The 14,647-nt window shown below is 57.5% G+C and carries 20 protein-coding genes; 7 read left to right on the top strand and 13 right to left on the bottom strand.

From position 1 onward, the window contains the following. Positions 1-120: 120 nt before the first annotated feature. Entirely contained in the window at positions 121-891 is a 771-nt protein-coding gene (locus J7394_RS17815; protein WP_209255049.1) for a FadR/GntR family transcriptional regulator, read from the top strand. Positions 892-895: 4 nt separating this feature from the next. On the opposite strand, the gene J7394_RS17820 is transcribed toward J7394_RS17815, so the two are convergent. From J7394_RS17820 to J7394_RS17855, 8 genes are all read right to left on the bottom strand, one after another. Then, positions 896-1,681 (bottom strand): class I SAM-dependent methyltransferase, encoded by a 786-nt coding sequence (locus tag J7394_RS17820; protein WP_209255050.1) that lies wholly within the window; start codon positions 1,679-1,681, stop codon positions 896-898. A 185-nt stretch (positions 1,682-1,866) separates the two neighbouring features. Next, the gene (locus J7394_RS17825) at positions 1,867-2,724 is read right to left on the bottom strand and encodes a glycosyltransferase family 2 protein (RefSeq protein ID WP_209255052.1); all 858 of its coding nucleotides are present in this window, start codon (positions 2,722-2,724) and stop codon (positions 1,867-1,869) included. A 100-nt stretch (positions 2,725-2,824) separates the two neighbouring features. Continuing rightward, complete coding sequence (locus J7394_RS17830; RefSeq protein WP_209255054.1) at positions 2,825-3,640, bottom strand: hypothetical protein; 816 nt, start codon at positions 3,638-3,640, stop codon at positions 2,825-2,827. Between the two features lie 88 nt (positions 3,641-3,728). Further along, positions 3,729-4,289, bottom strand: coding sequence for a F0F1 ATP synthase subunit B (locus tag J7394_RS17835; protein ID WP_209255056.1), 561 nt, complete (start codon positions 4,287-4,289; stop codon positions 3,729-3,731). A gap of 5 nt (positions 4,290-4,294) precedes the next feature. After that, complete coding sequence (locus tag J7394_RS17840) at positions 4,295-4,846, bottom strand: F0F1 ATP synthase subunit B' (protein ID WP_170494159.1); 552 nt, start codon at positions 4,844-4,846, stop codon at positions 4,295-4,297. Between the two features lie 86 nt (positions 4,847-4,932). After that, on the bottom strand, positions 4,933-5,157 hold the full coding sequence (locus J7394_RS17845) for a F0F1 ATP synthase subunit C (RefSeq protein WP_005981269.1): 225 nt from the start codon (positions 5,155-5,157) through the stop codon (positions 4,933-4,935). A gap of 48 nt (positions 5,158-5,205) precedes the next feature. Continuing rightward, complete coding sequence (locus tag J7394_RS17850; protein WP_170641464.1) at positions 5,206-5,964, bottom strand: F0F1 ATP synthase subunit A; 759 nt, start codon at positions 5,962-5,964, stop codon at positions 5,206-5,208. 2 nt (positions 5,965-5,966) lie between these two features. Further along, positions 5,967-6,299: an AtpZ/AtpI family protein gene (locus J7394_RS17855; RefSeq protein ID WP_209255058.1), complete on the bottom strand. Its 333-nt coding sequence runs from the start codon at positions 6,297-6,299 to the stop codon at positions 5,967-5,969. Positions 6,300-6,662: 363 nt separating this feature from the next. Between J7394_RS17855 and J7394_RS17860 the strand changes: the two genes are divergently transcribed. After that, a complete protein-coding gene (locus J7394_RS17860; protein ID WP_209255059.1) occupies positions 6,663-7,319 on the top strand; it encodes a hypothetical protein in 657 nt (218 codons plus the stop codon). Between the two features lie 4 nt (positions 7,320-7,323). Next, complete coding sequence (locus J7394_RS17865) at positions 7,324-7,668, top strand: metalloregulator ArsR/SmtB family transcription factor (RefSeq protein WP_209255061.1); 345 nt, start codon at positions 7,324-7,326, stop codon at positions 7,666-7,668. Here J7394_RS17865 and J7394_RS17870 read toward each other — a convergent pair. From J7394_RS17870 to J7394_RS17885, 4 genes are all read right to left on the bottom strand, one after another. Next, on the bottom strand, positions 7,661-8,074 hold the full coding sequence (locus J7394_RS17870) for a universal stress protein (protein ID WP_209255063.1): 414 nt from the start codon (positions 8,072-8,074) through the stop codon (positions 7,661-7,663). The genes J7394_RS17865 and J7394_RS17870 overlap by 8 nt on opposite strands. Positions 8,075-8,158: 84 nt before the next feature. After that, positions 8,159-8,434, bottom strand: coding sequence for a hypothetical protein (locus J7394_RS17875; protein WP_209255065.1), 276 nt, complete (start codon positions 8,432-8,434; stop codon positions 8,159-8,161). Between the two features lie 59 nt (positions 8,435-8,493). Continuing rightward, positions 8,494-9,399, bottom strand: a complete 906-nt coding sequence (locus J7394_RS17880) for a DMT family transporter (RefSeq protein ID WP_209255067.1) — start codon at positions 9,397-9,399, stop codon at positions 8,494-8,496. Then, positions 9,396-10,274, bottom strand: a complete 879-nt coding sequence (locus J7394_RS17885) for a LysR family transcriptional regulator (RefSeq protein WP_209255183.1) — start codon at positions 10,272-10,274, stop codon at positions 9,396-9,398. The genes J7394_RS17880 and J7394_RS17885 overlap by 4 nt, the downstream gene beginning before the upstream one ends. A gap of 112 nt (positions 10,275-10,386) precedes the next feature. On the opposite strand from J7394_RS17885, the gene J7394_RS17890 reads away from it, so the two are divergent. Together J7394_RS17890 and J7394_RS17895 are read left to right on the top strand one after the other, a co-directional pair. Continuing rightward, positions 10,387-10,968: an FMN-dependent NADH-azoreductase gene (locus J7394_RS17890; RefSeq protein ID WP_209255077.1), complete on the top strand. Its 582-nt coding sequence runs from the start codon at positions 10,387-10,389 to the stop codon at positions 10,966-10,968. 73 nt (positions 10,969-11,041) lie between these two features. Then, positions 11,042-11,782 (top strand): aspartate/glutamate racemase family protein, encoded by a 741-nt coding sequence (locus J7394_RS17895; RefSeq protein ID WP_209255086.1) that lies wholly within the window; start codon positions 11,042-11,044, stop codon positions 11,780-11,782. Here the strand turns inward: J7394_RS17895 and J7394_RS17900 are convergent, their stop codons facing one another. Continuing rightward, complete coding sequence (locus tag J7394_RS17900) at positions 11,783-12,313, bottom strand: prolyl-tRNA synthetase associated domain-containing protein (RefSeq protein WP_209255088.1); 531 nt, start codon at positions 12,311-12,313, stop codon at positions 11,783-11,785. An 88-nt stretch (positions 12,314-12,401) separates the two neighbouring features. On the opposite strand from J7394_RS17900, the gene J7394_RS17905 reads away from it, so the two are divergent. Both J7394_RS17905 and ffh read left to right on the top strand, forming a co-directional pair. Then, positions 12,402-12,920 (top strand): hypothetical protein, encoded by a 519-nt coding sequence (locus J7394_RS17905; RefSeq protein WP_209255090.1) that lies wholly within the window; start codon positions 12,402-12,404, stop codon positions 12,918-12,920. A gap of 208 nt (positions 12,921-13,128) precedes the next feature. Then, positions 13,129-14,631: a signal recognition particle protein gene (gene ffh / locus J7394_RS17910; protein WP_209255092.1), complete on the top strand. Its 1,503-nt coding sequence runs from the start codon at positions 13,129-13,131 to the stop codon at positions 14,629-14,631. Positions 14,632-14,647 lie beyond the last annotated feature (16 nt).

Below are 14,647 nucleotides of genomic sequence, written 5' to 3' on the forward strand. Positions count from 1 at the left end.
CTATGCGGACACTAAATAAAGTCAACAATACTGACCCAATGTTTCATACGATGTGAAGCCCTGTTCTTGAACCCGCACGCGCCCTGTGGTCATATGTTTTGACCAATTTCGGACGACCCTATGCCCTTTCAGAAAATTCAGACCGAGAAGCTATCGATTGCTGTGGTTCGGCAAATTGAGCTGCTGATCCTGCGTGGCATCCTACGCCCCGGCGAGAGATTGCCGTCAGAACGAGAACTGGCCGAACGGATGGGTGTCTCGCGCCCGTCCCTGCGCGACGCCATCGCCGAATTGCAGGAGCAGGGCCTGCTGACCGCAAAAGCCGGATCGGGAATCTATGTGGCCGAGGTGCTGGGATCTGCCTTTTCACCAGCGCTGATCCGATTGTTTGGCAGCCATGAAGAGGCGGTGTTCGACTACCTCTCTTTCCGCCGCGACCTAGAGGGGCTGGCCGCCGAGCGTGCCGCGCGTTTGGGGTCGACCAGTGACCTGAAGGTCGTTCAGGCGATCTTTGACCGGATGGAGGCAGCCCATGACCGCGGCGCCACCCAAGATGAGGCGCAACTGGACGCGGACTTTCACATGGCCATCATCGAGGCCAGCCACAATGTGATCATGCTGCATATGATGAGGTCAATGTATGACCTGCTACGTCAGGGCGTGTTCTACAACCGACAGATGATGTTCCAGCAACGCGCAACCCGCGAAGCCATCCTCGACCAGCACCGGGCGATCAACGCCGCCTTACAAGCGCGCAATCCTGCCGAGGCGCGTTTGGCGGTGGAACTGCATTTGGATTTCGTCGAGCGCTGTATGAAGGATCAGCAAAAGGCGGAGCGGAACGAGACTATTGCGCAGCAGCGCCTCATGAACGAAACAAGCCGATCGTGATTGCTTAGCTTTGGCTTTGCATCCCTTTGACACGTCGTTTCATTGCCTCATAGTCCTGCTGGGTCAAACTGCATTCCTTGATTTGCTTCTCCAGCTTGCGTCGCTTCCAACTGCGGGGCCAGTTTAGTTCATCCAAGGTTGTGAATGCATAGATCTCACCGCGAATGTGGACCTTCTTCATTCCCAGTTTCTGCGCCATGAAGTCCAGGCAATTTTCCGAGAAGAAACTGATGTGTTGACCGGTTTCAAATGCCCAATACCACCAGTCCAGACCGGGGATGTTTTTGGGATCGAAACAGGTTGCAGAGAAGAAGACCGTATCAAAGCCGAAATCCGAACGGGCAGCTTCAAGGTGGGACAACGGATTTGGCAAATGCTCTAGCACTTCAAAGGCGGTGGCAACCTGGTACGACGCCCCCGCTTCGGCTTCGAAACCACGTGCAAGCAGGTTTTCCGCGTAAGGGTCGGACCAGTAGAAATCCACGCCAATATCGCGCAACCCACGCACAAGAAGCCCGTAACCGCCGCCGATGTCCACGCCCTTTTTGTTTTGCAGACCATTCGCCCACATGGTCATTGAAATAGTCTCAATATTTCCGAGGTTGCGCATGACAATTCCAGTATCTGTCAGCGCGATTGCGTCGCTATAGGCTTCGTCCAACCAGGTCGGACTATCGACCCAGATGTATCCACAGCTTTCGTCGAGGAAGTATCGGGCTGGATGGCGACCAATTACCTTTGCTTCAAACAGGAGCTTTCCTTCTTGCCCGGTCAGCGGTGAATTCGGCATTTCTTTTGAAGTCCTCTAGATGGGGCAATATTTTAGGCGGCGTGACCGGATTTCTCGTTCCGCGTTCTTGGATGGCACCGCATGGAAACCATTCAGACAAACACGAAACAAATTCCCGAAATTCAACGCAGCCGCGAGCACTGTTTTGCGATCTAACATAACGACTGGTGGCTATCCAGCGTGCATTAAGCCGACCGCCACCCGCTTGCGGCTTTCAACGCCCAAAGTCGCCACCGCGAGAAATTGGCGGGATCAGCCATCGACAAGCCAGGAAACTCTTTGTCCGCTTCTTTCTTGCTGCGCAAAGCCAAAGGGGTGCCCAAGACGCTACGCGTCAGACTGTTGTCCAGGGCGGGTTTCAGGCGCTCCCTCTCAATCGCGTTCAGCAACTCTTCATGATAGCCATCCATTGCCTCGGATCGCTGCCCTTTCCGAAATCTGAACGCACCAATCCGGGCATCAACGGGCACCAATTCGGAGAACCGCAAGAACCGCATCCACAACTCTCCGTCGACGGCAAGTTTGAGGCTTTCATCCAACTGCCCCCCTGCCTTGTCCCACAGGCTTCGCCGCCAATACGTGGATTCCTGCTGAATCCATTGATAGTCGCCTGCCAGAAACCTCGGGTAAGATACGCGTCTTGCGCGATGTGAGTGCAAGATATCGCCGGCTTCGTCTATGGTCGTGATACGCCCGGTCAACCAGTTCACAGAGTCGTGCTGACCTAAAATCGACCCTACGGTCGCAAGGCCACCCGGCATCAAGACGTCGTCCGAGTTTATCCATCCCATGACATCGCCAGTTGCCAAGGCAAACCCTTTGTTCACCGCATTGGCCTGACCCGTGTCTGGTTCCGAAATAATATGGGCAAACGCATCCCGATATCGCTCGGCAATGTCCAATGACCCATCTGTGCTGCCGCCGTCGGACAAAATGAGTTCGAGATTCGGGTAGGACTGTTCGATCACCGAAACAATCGTTTGCTCCAGGAACTCAGCGCAATTCAGATTGGGAATCACCAAACTTATTTTCGGGATTTCCATTGTCTCAGATCCTTACAGCCAAAAACCAAATTTAGATACTCTCATACCGGCAAAGCAACCAGCGCGCTCAAGGCCCCTTCTTCACGGTCCGAGGCAAAGTTCATCGTATTAAGTGCTTGGGAATTCTGCGGCCACTTCCCGGTCCGGTATGCTCCGTCTGCGCAACCGATAGCAGCCCGGGGTCGATGAAAAGACACTTGCCCTGTTCCCTCAGCAACTGGTGCAGCATGACATGCTCACATGTGATCATACCCGAAGCATCACGCGCCGCGTATTCTGCTTTCCGCAACGCGTCGGTTCTGTAGATCCCGAGCCCGCCGAAAGCGCTATCAACCTCGATAAGAGGGACGTCGGACGGTATATGGTACTGTCTGGAGTAAATGACTTTGCGTTTCATGCGGCGAAACCAAACGCTGCGCAGCATTCTGGGCGGGGTCAAACTGACGAGTTCCCGCCACGGATCAGCGGCACACCAACCTTCTCGGCGTAGCGCGTAGAGGTCATAGTAAACAGGGTGTGAATTTGCGAATACGGCGTCCCACCTTGGGGTTTCCCGAGAAAGCGCGCGCAAAACCTGATCCGCATCCAACTCCGTGTTCGGACCATCCATGTCGAGAACCATCGTGAACGGAAATTGCTTTCCGCAGGCAAACAGATGCTTCAACACGGCATTTCTGGCTGCCGCAATACGCTCGACCCTCTCATCATGGCGCGCGGCCAGGCCCTCAAGAGTGAGTATTTCGACATTCTCATGGGAGGCGGCATAGCTCGCCAAAACCTGATCAGTGCCGTCAGAGTTATCATTGGTTGCAATGATGACACGACTGTCTTCAAGTCGCTCTCCTAGGCTCTGAATGCGCGAGAGGGTCGCACTTAGGGCCGTGCCGCCATCTCGAACAACTCCAAGAATGTTCATAAGGATTCGGGCACTCTCAATCTGGGCTCTGAAACGAAGATGACCCGAAAGCGTGCTTCCGGGTCATCCAAAAAAGTACAAGGTTTTATCAGTGCAGCTTTTCGCCAACATCGGCGATTGCCGCGTCGATGAGCTTGTTCGCCTGCGTCGCGGTCATTTGCTTCGCCAGAACGGCGTTTGCAGCAGATACCGCAACCGAGATCGCCTGATCGCGAACCTCTTTAACCGCCGAAGCCTCAGCCGAAGCGATCTGATCCTGCGCGGCAGCCAAACGGCGTGCGATGGACTGTTCCAGATCGACCTTGGCCTGCTCGGCCGCGCGGGCTGCGTCTTCTTTCGCAGCAGCAACGATCGCGTCCGCTTGCGTCTGCACTTCACGCTGCTTACGCTCATACGAGGCCAGCAGGCTGCGGGCTTCTTCATGCAGGGCGCGGGCTTCGTCGAGTTCGGACTTAATGCCCTCGGCACGGTTGTCCAGGGCGCCACCGATCATGCCGGGGACCTTGAAGTAGAACAGAACCGCGATGAAGACGATGAAGCCCAGAAGGACGACAAAGTCGGTGTTGCCCAGCGAGAAGAACGGGCCTTTGGCCGCCAATGCGGGGCTGGCTGCGCCGAAGGTCAGGATAAGGGCAAGAGTGTTCCGCATGTCACTTATCCTTTCATCTGCGCGTCAACGGCACTGTCGATGGCTTTGGCATCTGCCTCGCCGCCCAGTGCAGTCACCAGTTCAGCCGCCGTATCCTTGGCAACCACTTGAATGCTTTCCAGCGCACCGGCACGGATGTCGGCAATTGCCTTCTCCGATTCAGCCGCCTTTGCAGCGATTTCCGCATCCGCTTTGGCAATCGCGTCATCCAGACCCGACTGGATTTCGGCGCGGGCTTCCGCTGCGATACGCTGTGCCTCAGAACGGGCATCGGCCAGCGCCTTGTTATAGGCCTCTTCGGCCTCGACCGCCTTGGCCTTCAGATCTTCGGCCGCAGCCAGGTCATTTGTAATGGTCCCCTGACGTTCAGCAAGGATTGCCGCGATGCGGGGTAGAGCCACGCGGGACAGGACCAGAAAGATGACGACCAGCGTAATGACCAGCCAGAAAATCTGGTTGGGGAACCAATCGAAGCAGAGCTGCGGCATCCCGATGGCAGAGCCATAGGAGTCGACGCACGAGCCAGCTACCTCTTTTGTAATGGGTTCAGTCGCCATGATATCCTCCGTCGGAAACGTGTCTTTACAACAGGTGGGCCGCTATGGCTTGGGCCCACCTGCGCGTAAGGATCAGGTTCCGCAGATTATACGGCGAACATCAGCAGCAGCGAGACCAGGAATGCGAAGATCCCCAGGGCTTCTGCGAACGCGATACCGATGAAAAGGGTTGCGGTCTGCGAAGCAGCCGCCGAAGGGTTGCGCAGAGCGCCGGCCAAGAAGTTGCCTGCTACGTTGCCCACCCCGATTGCGGCTGCGCCGGAACCGATTGCTGCCAGGCCTGCGCCGATGTGTGCGAGATCGCCTTCCATGATGTATCTCCTTACGAATTGGAAGTTTCGATGTTGGGTGTTCGGACCTTAGTGCGACGGATGCAGCGCATCTTTCAGATAAACACAGGTCAGAATGGTGAATACGTAGGCCTGAATGAAGGCCACCAGGACCTCAAGACCATACATTGCGGTGATCGCCAGAACGGACACGGGCGAGATTACGGCAACCGCAGCGAAGCCTGCGAAAACCTTGATAACCGCGTGGCCAGCCATGACGTTACCGGCAAGACGAATTGAGTGGCTGACAGGGCGCACGAAGTACGAGATCAGCTCGATGATCGCCAGGATCGGGCGCAGGGCCAGAGGCGCGCTGGACACCCAGAACAGGCCCAGGAACGCGGCGCCGTTTTTGACGAAGCCCAAAACGGTCACGGTCAGGAACACAGCAAGCGCCAGCGGGATGGTGACCGCGAAATGCGAGGTTGTAGTGAACGAGGTCGGGATCAGGCCCAGGAAGTTGGCGCAGACAATGAACATGAACAGGGTCATGACATAGGGGAAGAACTTGACGCCTTCCTTGCCGCAGATGTCTTCAAGCATCTTGTAGACGAAACCGTAGGTCAGCTCTGCAACAGACTGCATACGCGTCGGAACGATTGCGCGTTTCGACGTAGGCAGAACCAGAAGCAGAACAACCGCGACGATTGCAAAGAACAGCCACAGTGTCACGTTGGTGATGGTGAACATGCCAACAGCGCCGTCGCCAAACAGCGGTTTGACGATGAACTGATCCATTGGGTGGAATACCAGGCTGCTGCCTTCTGCTGCGGTGGTCTCAGTTGCCACGTTCAGTCCCTCTCGTCCTTCTCGGCAGCCGTCGCCGCCATTTGTTTCTCTTGGGCCTCTTTCGCGCTGCGGAGCATAACCTTCACGCCCGCGACAAGGCCCAGCAATGTGAACAGCACCAGAAAGATCGGGATTGTCCCGAGCAGGCTGTCCAGCCCGTATCCGATGCCAAATCCGATCCCCAGACCGGATACCATTTCGATGACCATCCTCCAGGCAAGCTCGCCCCCGGACACGTCAGCATCTGCACGGGGTTTGGGCTGTTTCGCCTTTTTCGCCGCGTCGATCTTGGCCTCAAGCTGCGCCATACGCTGCTTTTGGTCGTTATCGGTCACGGGCGTTTCCCTCGTACAGTCTTGTGTAGGGTGCTAAGGGGCATGGGGCGCAGAGTCAACGGCGTATAGGTCGCACCCAAATCCCCAATAAGGGCATGATTCTTATACTAAAAAATATGATCACGAATAGGCATCATCCGATGCAGCACAGACGGGTTGGGCAAATTCACCTGAATCCGCATATTCAACCTTTTGGTTGATCTTTGTCCCCCCATAAGTAGCTTACGCAGCGTGTTGGCGCCAAATCGGTTTTGGTTAGCACTGCCAAGTTCGGGCCAAACGACAGAAGAAATGAATTTGCCTCTGCGCTCTCAAGGGAGTCACCTTTGAAACAAGAAGCGCCTGAGAACATGAGGGCAGAGAATGAGCGATGTAGTTTGGCTGAGCAATATGCACCGCAATCCTTCTGCGACTTACGGCTATCGACCGGTAGGGTTTCCGGATGTGCCAAGGCCGCCGAGGGACAATGAAATTGGAGTCGCATTTAGCTCTGTCACAAAGCGGCAAACCGAGCATTTGCCCATCGAAGATCACGAATTTCCAAGACAGCTTTACGCTGTTAGGCGTTGGGCACATCATAAGCGACGCAAACGAAATATTTTTAGTGCTGGCGGTGCGCTGGTCGTCTCATCCACTTCTGCAAATATCTTACGCGACCACGATATGGGATCATCAAGACTTGTCCCCGTTGAACTTCTGCACCCTGATCAAAAGACCAAGCTAGATGGAGATTGGCACTACCTTGTGCTAGGGGATGGAAAGCCTTGTTTTGAGGGAGATTCATCTAAAGGGGTCACACCCTTAGGAGATCCGGTTGAACTCTTCATGGTGCGAGGCAATGATCATGTGAACGATGGGGATTTGGTTTTCTCAGAAATGGTCCTGACTGGCCCAGACATTTGGTTCGATCCAGTTATCATTGACGCGCCGATCCTGAGCGACCGCCTCGCCACCGCCCTGAATGCAGCGAAAGTGGCAAAGGACTGGGACCTGCTACGCTGTAATGTGATTTCGGACTAAGCACATGCCCAACGACCTCGACACCGTATTCGCGGCCCTTGCCGATCCGACTCGCCGCACCATCCTTGCGATGCTGCTGGAGGATGACATGGCCGTCACCGATGTGGCCGAACCGTTCGAGATGTCTCTGGCCGCGATCTCGAAACATCTGGTCATCCTGACCCGGGCCGGGCTGATCAGTCAGGAAAAACGCGGGCGGGTGAAATGGTGCAAGCTGGAGCCGGACGCCCTGCGCGCGGCCTCGGTCTGGATGCAGGGCTTCGGGCAGTTCGAACCCGTCAATCTGGACGCGTTCGAACGGTTTTTGGAAGTCGAGCTACCGTCGGGAGACGACCCCGAAGCTATCTGACCACGAAGACCGACACTTTCGAATGCTGCGCCAGTTTCCCGGCGTGGCTCGTAAAGATGTAGTCTGTGATCCGGGGGGCGTGTGTGCCAACAACGATCAGGTCTGCGCCAATCTCTTCGGCGGCTTTCGCAAGATCCCCATCCACTTCAGCGGCCACATCGACAGAGTGGATATTGCGCGTCTCAACCTCGGTGCCACTTAGTTTGCCGATCTCGTCTGCCAGCGCGGATAGGCTTTCGGCAATCGCCTCATCCGTTTGCAAGGCCTCGCCAGGCTGCATACCCGTCACGCTGACGAGGGTAACCTTGGCGCTCTGCCATTTGGCGATTTCAGTCGCGACTGCAGTTGCCTTCTGGACCTCAGGCGGCATGTGCAAGTCGACAGGGATCATTATGTGATTGTACATGAATTTCTCCTCTCTCCGGGTTTGAGATTAGAGGACATCGCAATTTAAGGCCTTGATCTGGCTCAACCCCCTAGAAGGGCCGGTTTACCCCTCTTGGCTGTATTCTACATCGGTGATCACACCGGTCACATCGGCCCGACAAATCCAAGGTGCTTCAGCCCCCGCCACAGAGACGCTCACGACCGTTCCCGTTGCCTCTGACTGGGTTGAGGTCGCTTGGACATCACCAAATGCCACCCCAGTTTCCGCCGAGACCAGCGCCTCACAACTGGCCTGTAGATCTGATCCTTTCTGGTCAGAGCCGTTCGAGGCACAGCCACAGAGGAAAAGGGCCGTTCCAATCACCAAAACTCGGGTCATTTTTGCGTTCCTTTCGTGCAATAGTCGAATTCTGCCGCAGCTGGGATCAAGCACAAGAGTCACTCCGGCGCTGTTTGCGGAGCGGGCGCTTCGTCCTTCAACAGCATCAGAAGCGCGAGGATGGTCAGCCCGACCCCACCAAGAATAAGGCCTGTCGGGATGCCGTTGCCCAGCGCGATCTCCCACAAGATCACCCAGCTTGGGACCAGATAGGTATAGGCCATCACCTTGGCCGAGGGCAGGCGCAAAGCGGCGAACTGCACCAGTACGAAACTGACAGCTGTTGCAAAGAAGGACAGGTAGAACAGGCCCAGCCACACGATACCCGGAAGGTTGGCCCAGTCGGTTGCAAGGATATCGCGCCAGCCAAAGCCGGTCAGCAACAGGCACCCGGCGACGAGCGTGCCGAAGGTAAACACCACGGCCGGCTCGCCCCGGTTCAGTTTGCGCACCATCGGGGTGTAGATTGCATGGGCGACACAGCCCCAGAAATAGATGATCTCGCCCCCTCCGATCGAGAACGCCCGGAACGCCTGCCAATCAGCGCGAAAAATCACCCAAAGCGCGCCTGTCGCACCGACCACCAAGGCCAGTGCCATCCGGGGCGTTGTGACCTGACGCAACAGCGTCCACCCAGCGAAGGCGGCGATCACGGGCGTCAAGGTGAACACTGCAGCCGCGCTGACCGGTGGGGCGGTTTGCAGCCCGTAGAACATCAGCACGAAATAGGTGGCGAACAACGCGCCAAGCACAAGATACCGCCAAGGCGCTTGCGCTGCACTGCGTGGCAAACCGGTGGTGGCCAATGCAGCAAGGCCGATCACACCTGCTGCTATCCCGAACCTCACCGCATTCAGCGCCGCCGGGGCGATCTCATTGGCGATGATCGACCCCAACGAGAAACTGCCCGCGACCAGGGCCGAGAAGACCAGCATGGCCAGATGGCCACGCGCTTGTGGGCTCATGGCAGCCAGCCCTTGGACTGGTCCTTCAGGAATTGCAGGAAAGACTGCACCTTGGTTGTGCGATGCAGGTCCACATGGGTCACCAGCCACAGCTTGCCGGACCATTCCTGCAGCGGCTCCATGACCTCTTCGAGTTCAGGATGGCGCGCGGCCTCCCACCGGGCCATGAAGCCTATCCCTGCGCCGGCCAGAACCGCTTCACCACAGGTGAAGTTGTTGGAACAGAGGAAGGTCATCGCTTCGGCCGGTGCGTTCGCGCGCAGCCAGCGCGAGAACGGCGCACGGCTGTTTTCATCGTCATTGCCGACAAAGGCATGGTTGCCAAAATCCTCGACACCCGAAGGTTTGCCGCGCCGCGCGATATAATCCTTGCTGGCGTAGAGCCCCACCTCCTGCGCGACAAAGGGCTGTACCACGTTGTCAGGTTGATCGGGCGCGGCGCCTGCACGAATGGCCACATGCGCCTCACCATATTCCAGCCGGAACAGACGATCTCCGGTCAGATAGCGCACGATCAGGCCCGGATGTGACTTCTGAAACTCGGTCAATGTCGGCACGACCAGAGGGGCCAGCGACGCCAGAGAGGTCACGACCAGCTCACCCGAGACGTCATCGCCGCGCCCTTTCATGCGACCAACCAATTGGTTGAACTGATCTTCTGTGGCTTGGGCCACGCGCAACAGGTCCTCACCCGCCTCGGTCGGGGTGTAACCGCGCGCATGACGCTGGAACAGTTTCACGCCCAGACGCGCCTCAATGGCGTCGATATGGCGAATGACCGTTGCATGATGCACGCCAAGAACCTCGGCCGCGCCGCTGACCGTTCCCATACGGGCCACCTGATACGCGGTTCTGACTTCGTCCCAATTGTCCATCACGACCTCATAGTGTGCAATTTCAAACACTCAATGTTGACTTAGCCGAGTTTTGTTCGTCAGCGCAACGCTCATATTGGGAGCAGAGCGAAATTTCCCCAATGAGGACATCATGACCAAAACGATCCTGCATATCGACGCCTCGGCCCGCCGTACCGGATCAGCAACCCGCGACCTGTCGCATCGCGTCGTCCAGCATCTTGGCGCGGAACGCATCATCCGCCGCGATCTGGCCAGCCCCCTGCCCCTGCTGACCGAGGACTGGATCGCCGCTAACTTCACTCCGGCAGACCAACGCGATGCTGTTCAGCGCGATCAACTGGCCCTGTCCGACGAACTGGTGAACGAACTGCAACGCGCCGATACCATCGTGATCGGCCTGCCCATCTACAACTTCTCGGTCCCGGCGGCGTTCAAGGCATGGATTGATCTGGTTGCCCGGGCCGGTTTGACATTCTCCTACACCGAAAACGGTCCCAAAGGCTTGCTGGAAGGCAAACGCGCCGTTCTGGCAATCGCATCAGGTGGCACGGCCGTCGGATCTGAAATCGACTTTGCAACCGACTATGCCAAACATGTTCTAGGCTTCATCGGCATCACTGACGTTGACATCGTAGCTGCAGATCAATTGGCAATTGACGCCGACTCGTCGGTCAAAAATGCCCACAAAGCCATTGGTGAACTGGCCGCCTGATCAGGCTCTGGTCAAAGAAGATCGAAACGTCCAATCTGCGCCGCAGTAGCTTCTTGCGGATTGGGCGTTTGTCATGAAAAAGATCGGAATTCTTGGGGGCGTCGGCTGGGCCTCGACGGTGGACTACTACCGCGCGATTTCCGAAGGGGCCGGGCGATATTTCGCCGAACGCGGACACGAGTCCCCCCTACCCATTCCACCGATGACAATCGAATCCGTCACGCAAGCCAAAACACGGGCCTTGCGCGGTATGGCCGGCGATGAGGCCAGTTGGACCGCATTCGACGCGGTGTTTCGAGAGGCGCTTCTGACCTTGGAGAACGCGGGATGTGATTTTGGAATCATCGCCTCCAACACTCCGCACGCGCGTCTTCATGCGATCCGGCAGGGCGTGTCGATGCCAATTCTCAGCATCTTCGACGCGACGGCCGAGGTCACCGCGTCAACAGGCGCTTCACGGGCGCTGGTTTTGGGTACAACCGTGACCATGCAGGCGACCAACTACGCCGACAGGTTGGCACAGGAGGGCGTCGCCGCGAATGATCGGCTGCCCGAAGCCGAAATCGCCGAGATGCAGGCCATGATCGACAGCGAGTTTTACGGCGGTGCGTCAGAATCCGCTCATGACCGGCTACTCACCTTTTGCAACAAGCATGCAGAACCGGGCACGGCCATCCTTCTGGCTTGTACGGAACTGCCACTGGCTTTCCCCAACCATCTGGACGACCCGGTATTCGAAGCCGACGGACATTTGTTCATCAACCCGTCGGCGGCCCATGTCGCCGCTGCACTGAAACAGGCGTTGGAAGAATGACTAAGCCAGCCAGGTCACCTCGCATCCGATCCGGTCGAAGAACGCCATCAAATCGGACTGCGTCATCGCGACGGTTCGGTCATTGACCAGCGGGTGCATATAGATCACATCGGCCTGCTGCCCCGCTGCATCCATGAAGAACCGCACGTTATTCTGCACCCCGTTGATCATCGCCAGCGGGCTGACTGCACCCGGACGGATGCCGAGGTTCTCCACCAAGCGATCCGCCGAGCCGAAAGACAGGTTACCGATCCCCAATTCAGCGCCCAGCGCTTTGAGGTCAATCTCGCGGCTCTGCTCCAGCGTCACCAGATAATTGCGCTTTTTCTTGTCGCGCAGGTACAGGTTCTTCAACCGCAACGCATTCTCGCCCGGCACCATGAACTGGCCCTCAACTGCCTTCGCATCCTCAACTGTGCGCAGTGGCACATGAGAATGCAGCCGATACGCCAACCCCCAATCATCCAACTGCGCCAACAACGCATCGGAACTGAGCGGCAATGTATCTTGATAGGCGGATGATGCGTCCATGAGAGCCTCCTGTTTGAAGCGCTCATCGCGCAACACGCGGGCAAATTCAAGCCACGACAGCCCCAGAATTCGATGCTAGCGTGCCGCCATGAAAGTTACGCGCAACACCCCCGACCAATTGATCCTATCCAATACACCCTGGCTGATGGGCATCATGCTGGTTGTCTTCATCCTCTGTTTCGTCGGCGCAGGCCTCTTCATGGCCACCGAAGGGGGTGAGGGTATCTTTTTTGGCATTTTCTTTGCACTGGTCGGTGGAGGTTTGGGCTTTGGCGCCTTCTGCGTCTTTGTGCGACGCGTGCAGGTCATACTCGACCGTCGCACAAACAGCATCGTGATCCGTCGCCAATCGATCTTTGGTTATGACACCGTGGAACATGATCTGTCGAACCTCTCCCATGCCGAGGTGGAGACCACCACCTCGAGCCGCAAAGGAACCTCGTCCAAGATGCATCGCCCTGTTCTAATCCTGGAAAAGGGTATGAGCGCCGGCCGTCACCCGATTGTCGAAGCCTATGTCAGCGGAGGCGGCGCGCAGAGGTTGGTCGATGCGGTCAATGATTGGCTTCCGGCGCACAAGGTTGACTCTGACAGCCAATCCGCCTAAAGCCCCATCCAAACATCCGGAAGCGTATGACCTTCCGGTCCCTTGAGTCGTTCAGGGATCGCCCCCCACCAGCGAGTTTCGCCCGTGGGGGCAATGCCATTTGGCATTACCCCCACGTCTAATTCAGTGGGAGGGGGCAATTGTGCATTTAACCGGCGTTTCCTACTTAGGGGATGCCACATCTAAACCGGCATAGGAGGCCGAAGGCATGTTTGAAAATCTATCCGAACGCCTCTCTGGCGTCTTTGACCGGCTGACCAAACAAGGCGCGCTGTCCGAGGAAGACGTCAAAACCGCCCTGCGCGAGGTTCGCGTTGCCCTGCTTGAGGCCGATGTCTCGCTGCCCGTCGCACGCGCGTTCGTCAAAAAGGTGCAGGAACAGGCGACCGGACAGGCGGTGACCAAGTCGATCACACCCGGTCAGCAGGTCGTAAAGATCGTGCATGACGCACTGGTCGAAACCCTGCGTGGCGAGGAAGACCCCGGCAAACTGAAGATCGACAACCCACCCGCTCCGATCCTGATGGTCGGCCTGCAGGGCTCGGGCAAAACGACCACCACCGGTAAGCTCGCCAAACGACTGAAAGAGAAAGAGGGCAAGAAGGTCCTGATGGCCTCGCTCGACGTCTATCGCCCGGCGGCGATGGATCAGCTGGCCGTCCTGGGGTCTCAGGTCGGCGTCGATACGCTGCCGATCGTTCCGGGCCAGTCGCCGGTCGACATCGCCAAACGCGCTAAGCAGCAGGCGACACTGGGCGGCTATGACGTCTACATACTCGACACCGCGGGCCGTCTGCATATCGACGAAGTCCTGATGGACGAGGTGGAACAGGTCCGCAACGCGGTTGATCCGCGCGAAACTCTGCTGGTCGTCGACGGCCTGACCGGTCAGGTGGCCGTTGAAGTGGCCGAGGAATTTGACGCCAAGGTCGGCATCTCGGGCGTCGTCCTGACCCGAATGGACGGTGACGGACGCGGTGGTGCAGCGCTGTCGATGCGCGCGGTCACCGGCAAGCCGATCCGCTTTGTCGGTCTGGGCGAAAAGATGGATGCGCTCGAAACTTTCGAGCCGGACCGGATCGCCGGTCGTATTCTGGGCATGGGCGACATCGTTGCTCTGGTCGAAAAAGCCCAGGAAACGATGGAGATGGAACAGACCGAGCGCATGATGAAGCGCATGGTCAAAGGTCAGTTCAACATGAATGACCTAAAAATGCAGCTGGAACAGATGATCCAGATGGGCGGCATGCAGGGCATGATGGGTATGATGCCGGGCATGGGCAAGATGGCCAAGCAGATGGATCAGGCTGGTCTCGACGACAAGATCCTGCGCCAGCAGATCGCCATGATCCAGTCGATGACCAAACGCGAACGCGCCAACCCGCAGCTGCTGCAGGCCAGCCGCAAGAAGCGCATTGCCGCAGGGTCGGGGATGGAGGTCAGCGACCTCAACAAACTGCTCAAGATGCACCGGCAGATGTCGGACATGATGAAGAAGATGGGCAAGATGGGCAAAGGCAAGATGCTGAAACAGGCCATGAAGGGCATGTTCGGCAAAGGCGGCCCCTCGCCCGAGGACATGGCCGCAGGCATGGACCCCAAGGCGCTGGAACAGGCGGCCAAGGCGATGGGTGGCCGCGGCGGCTTGCCCGGAATGGGTGGCGGCATGGCCCTACCTCCGGGGCTCAGCGGGTTCGGGAAGAAGAAGTAACGTGGCCTTCACCCCT

This window comes from Ruegeria sp. R13_0 (assembly GCF_017743995.1).
In the GTDB taxonomy this organism is placed as follows: domain Bacteria; phylum Pseudomonadota; class Alphaproteobacteria; order Rhodobacterales; family Rhodobacteraceae; genus Ruegeria.

Bases quoted from the DNA above. Each gene is read 5' to 3' on its own strand.
- J7394_RS17860 (WP_209255059.1), top strand. From the start codon at position 6,663: ATGAGCGATGTAGTTTGGCTGAGCAATATGCACCGCAATCCTTCTGCG.
- J7394_RS17865 (WP_209255061.1), top strand. From the start codon at position 7,324: ATGCCCAACGACCTCGACACCGTATTCGCGGCCCTTGCCGATCCGACT.
- J7394_RS17825 (WP_209255052.1), bottom strand. From the start codon at position 2,724: ATGGAAATCCCGAAAATAAGTTTGGTGATTCCCAATCTGAATTGCGCT.
- J7394_RS17870 (WP_209255063.1), bottom strand. From the start codon at position 8,074: ATGTACAATCACATAATGATCCCTGTCGACTTGCACATGCCGCCTGAG.
- J7394_RS17895 (WP_209255086.1), top strand. From the start codon at position 11,042: ATGAAAAAGATCGGAATTCTTGGGGGCGTCGGCTGGGCCTCGACGGTG.
- J7394_RS17820 (WP_209255050.1), bottom strand. From the start codon at position 1,681: ATGCCGAATTCACCGCTGACCGGGCAAGAAGGAAAGCTCCTGTTTGAA.
- J7394_RS17880 (WP_209255067.1), bottom strand. From the start codon at position 9,399: ATGAGCCCACAAGCGCGTGGCCATCTGGCCATGCTGGTCTTCTCGGCC.
- J7394_RS17840 (WP_170494159.1), bottom strand. From the start codon at position 4,846: ATGGCGACTGAACCCATTACAAAAGAGGTAGCTGGCTCGTGCGTCGAC.
- J7394_RS17815 (WP_209255049.1), top strand. From the start codon at position 121: ATGCCCTTTCAGAAAATTCAGACCGAGAAGCTATCGATTGCTGTGGTT.
- J7394_RS17885 (WP_209255183.1), bottom strand. From the start codon at position 10,274: ATGGACAATTGGGACGAAGTCAGAACCGCGTATCAGGTGGCCCGTATG.
- ffh (WP_209255092.1), top strand. From the start codon at position 13,129: ATGTTTGAAAATCTATCCGAACGCCTCTCTGGCGTCTTTGACCGGCTG.
- J7394_RS17890 (WP_209255077.1), top strand. From the start codon at position 10,387: ATGACCAAAACGATCCTGCATATCGACGCCTCGGCCCGCCGTACCGGA.
- J7394_RS17905 (WP_209255090.1), top strand. From the start codon at position 12,402: ATGAAAGTTACGCGCAACACCCCCGACCAATTGATCCTATCCAATACA.
- J7394_RS17835 (WP_209255056.1), bottom strand. From the start codon at position 4,289: ATGCGGAACACTCTTGCCCTTATCCTGACCTTCGGCGCAGCCAGCCCC.
- J7394_RS17875 (WP_209255065.1), bottom strand. From the start codon at position 8,434: ATGACCCGAGTTTTGGTGATTGGAACGGCCCTTTTCCTCTGTGGCTGT.
- J7394_RS17900 (WP_209255088.1), bottom strand. From the start codon at position 12,313: ATGGACGCATCATCCGCCTATCAAGATACATTGCCGCTCAGTTCCGAT.
- J7394_RS17830 (WP_209255054.1), bottom strand. From the start codon at position 3,640: ATGAACATTCTTGGAGTTGTTCGAGATGGCGGCACGGCCCTAAGTGCG.
- J7394_RS17845 (WP_005981269.1), bottom strand. From the start codon at position 5,157: ATGGAAGGCGATCTCGCACACATCGGCGCAGGCCTGGCAGCAATCGGT.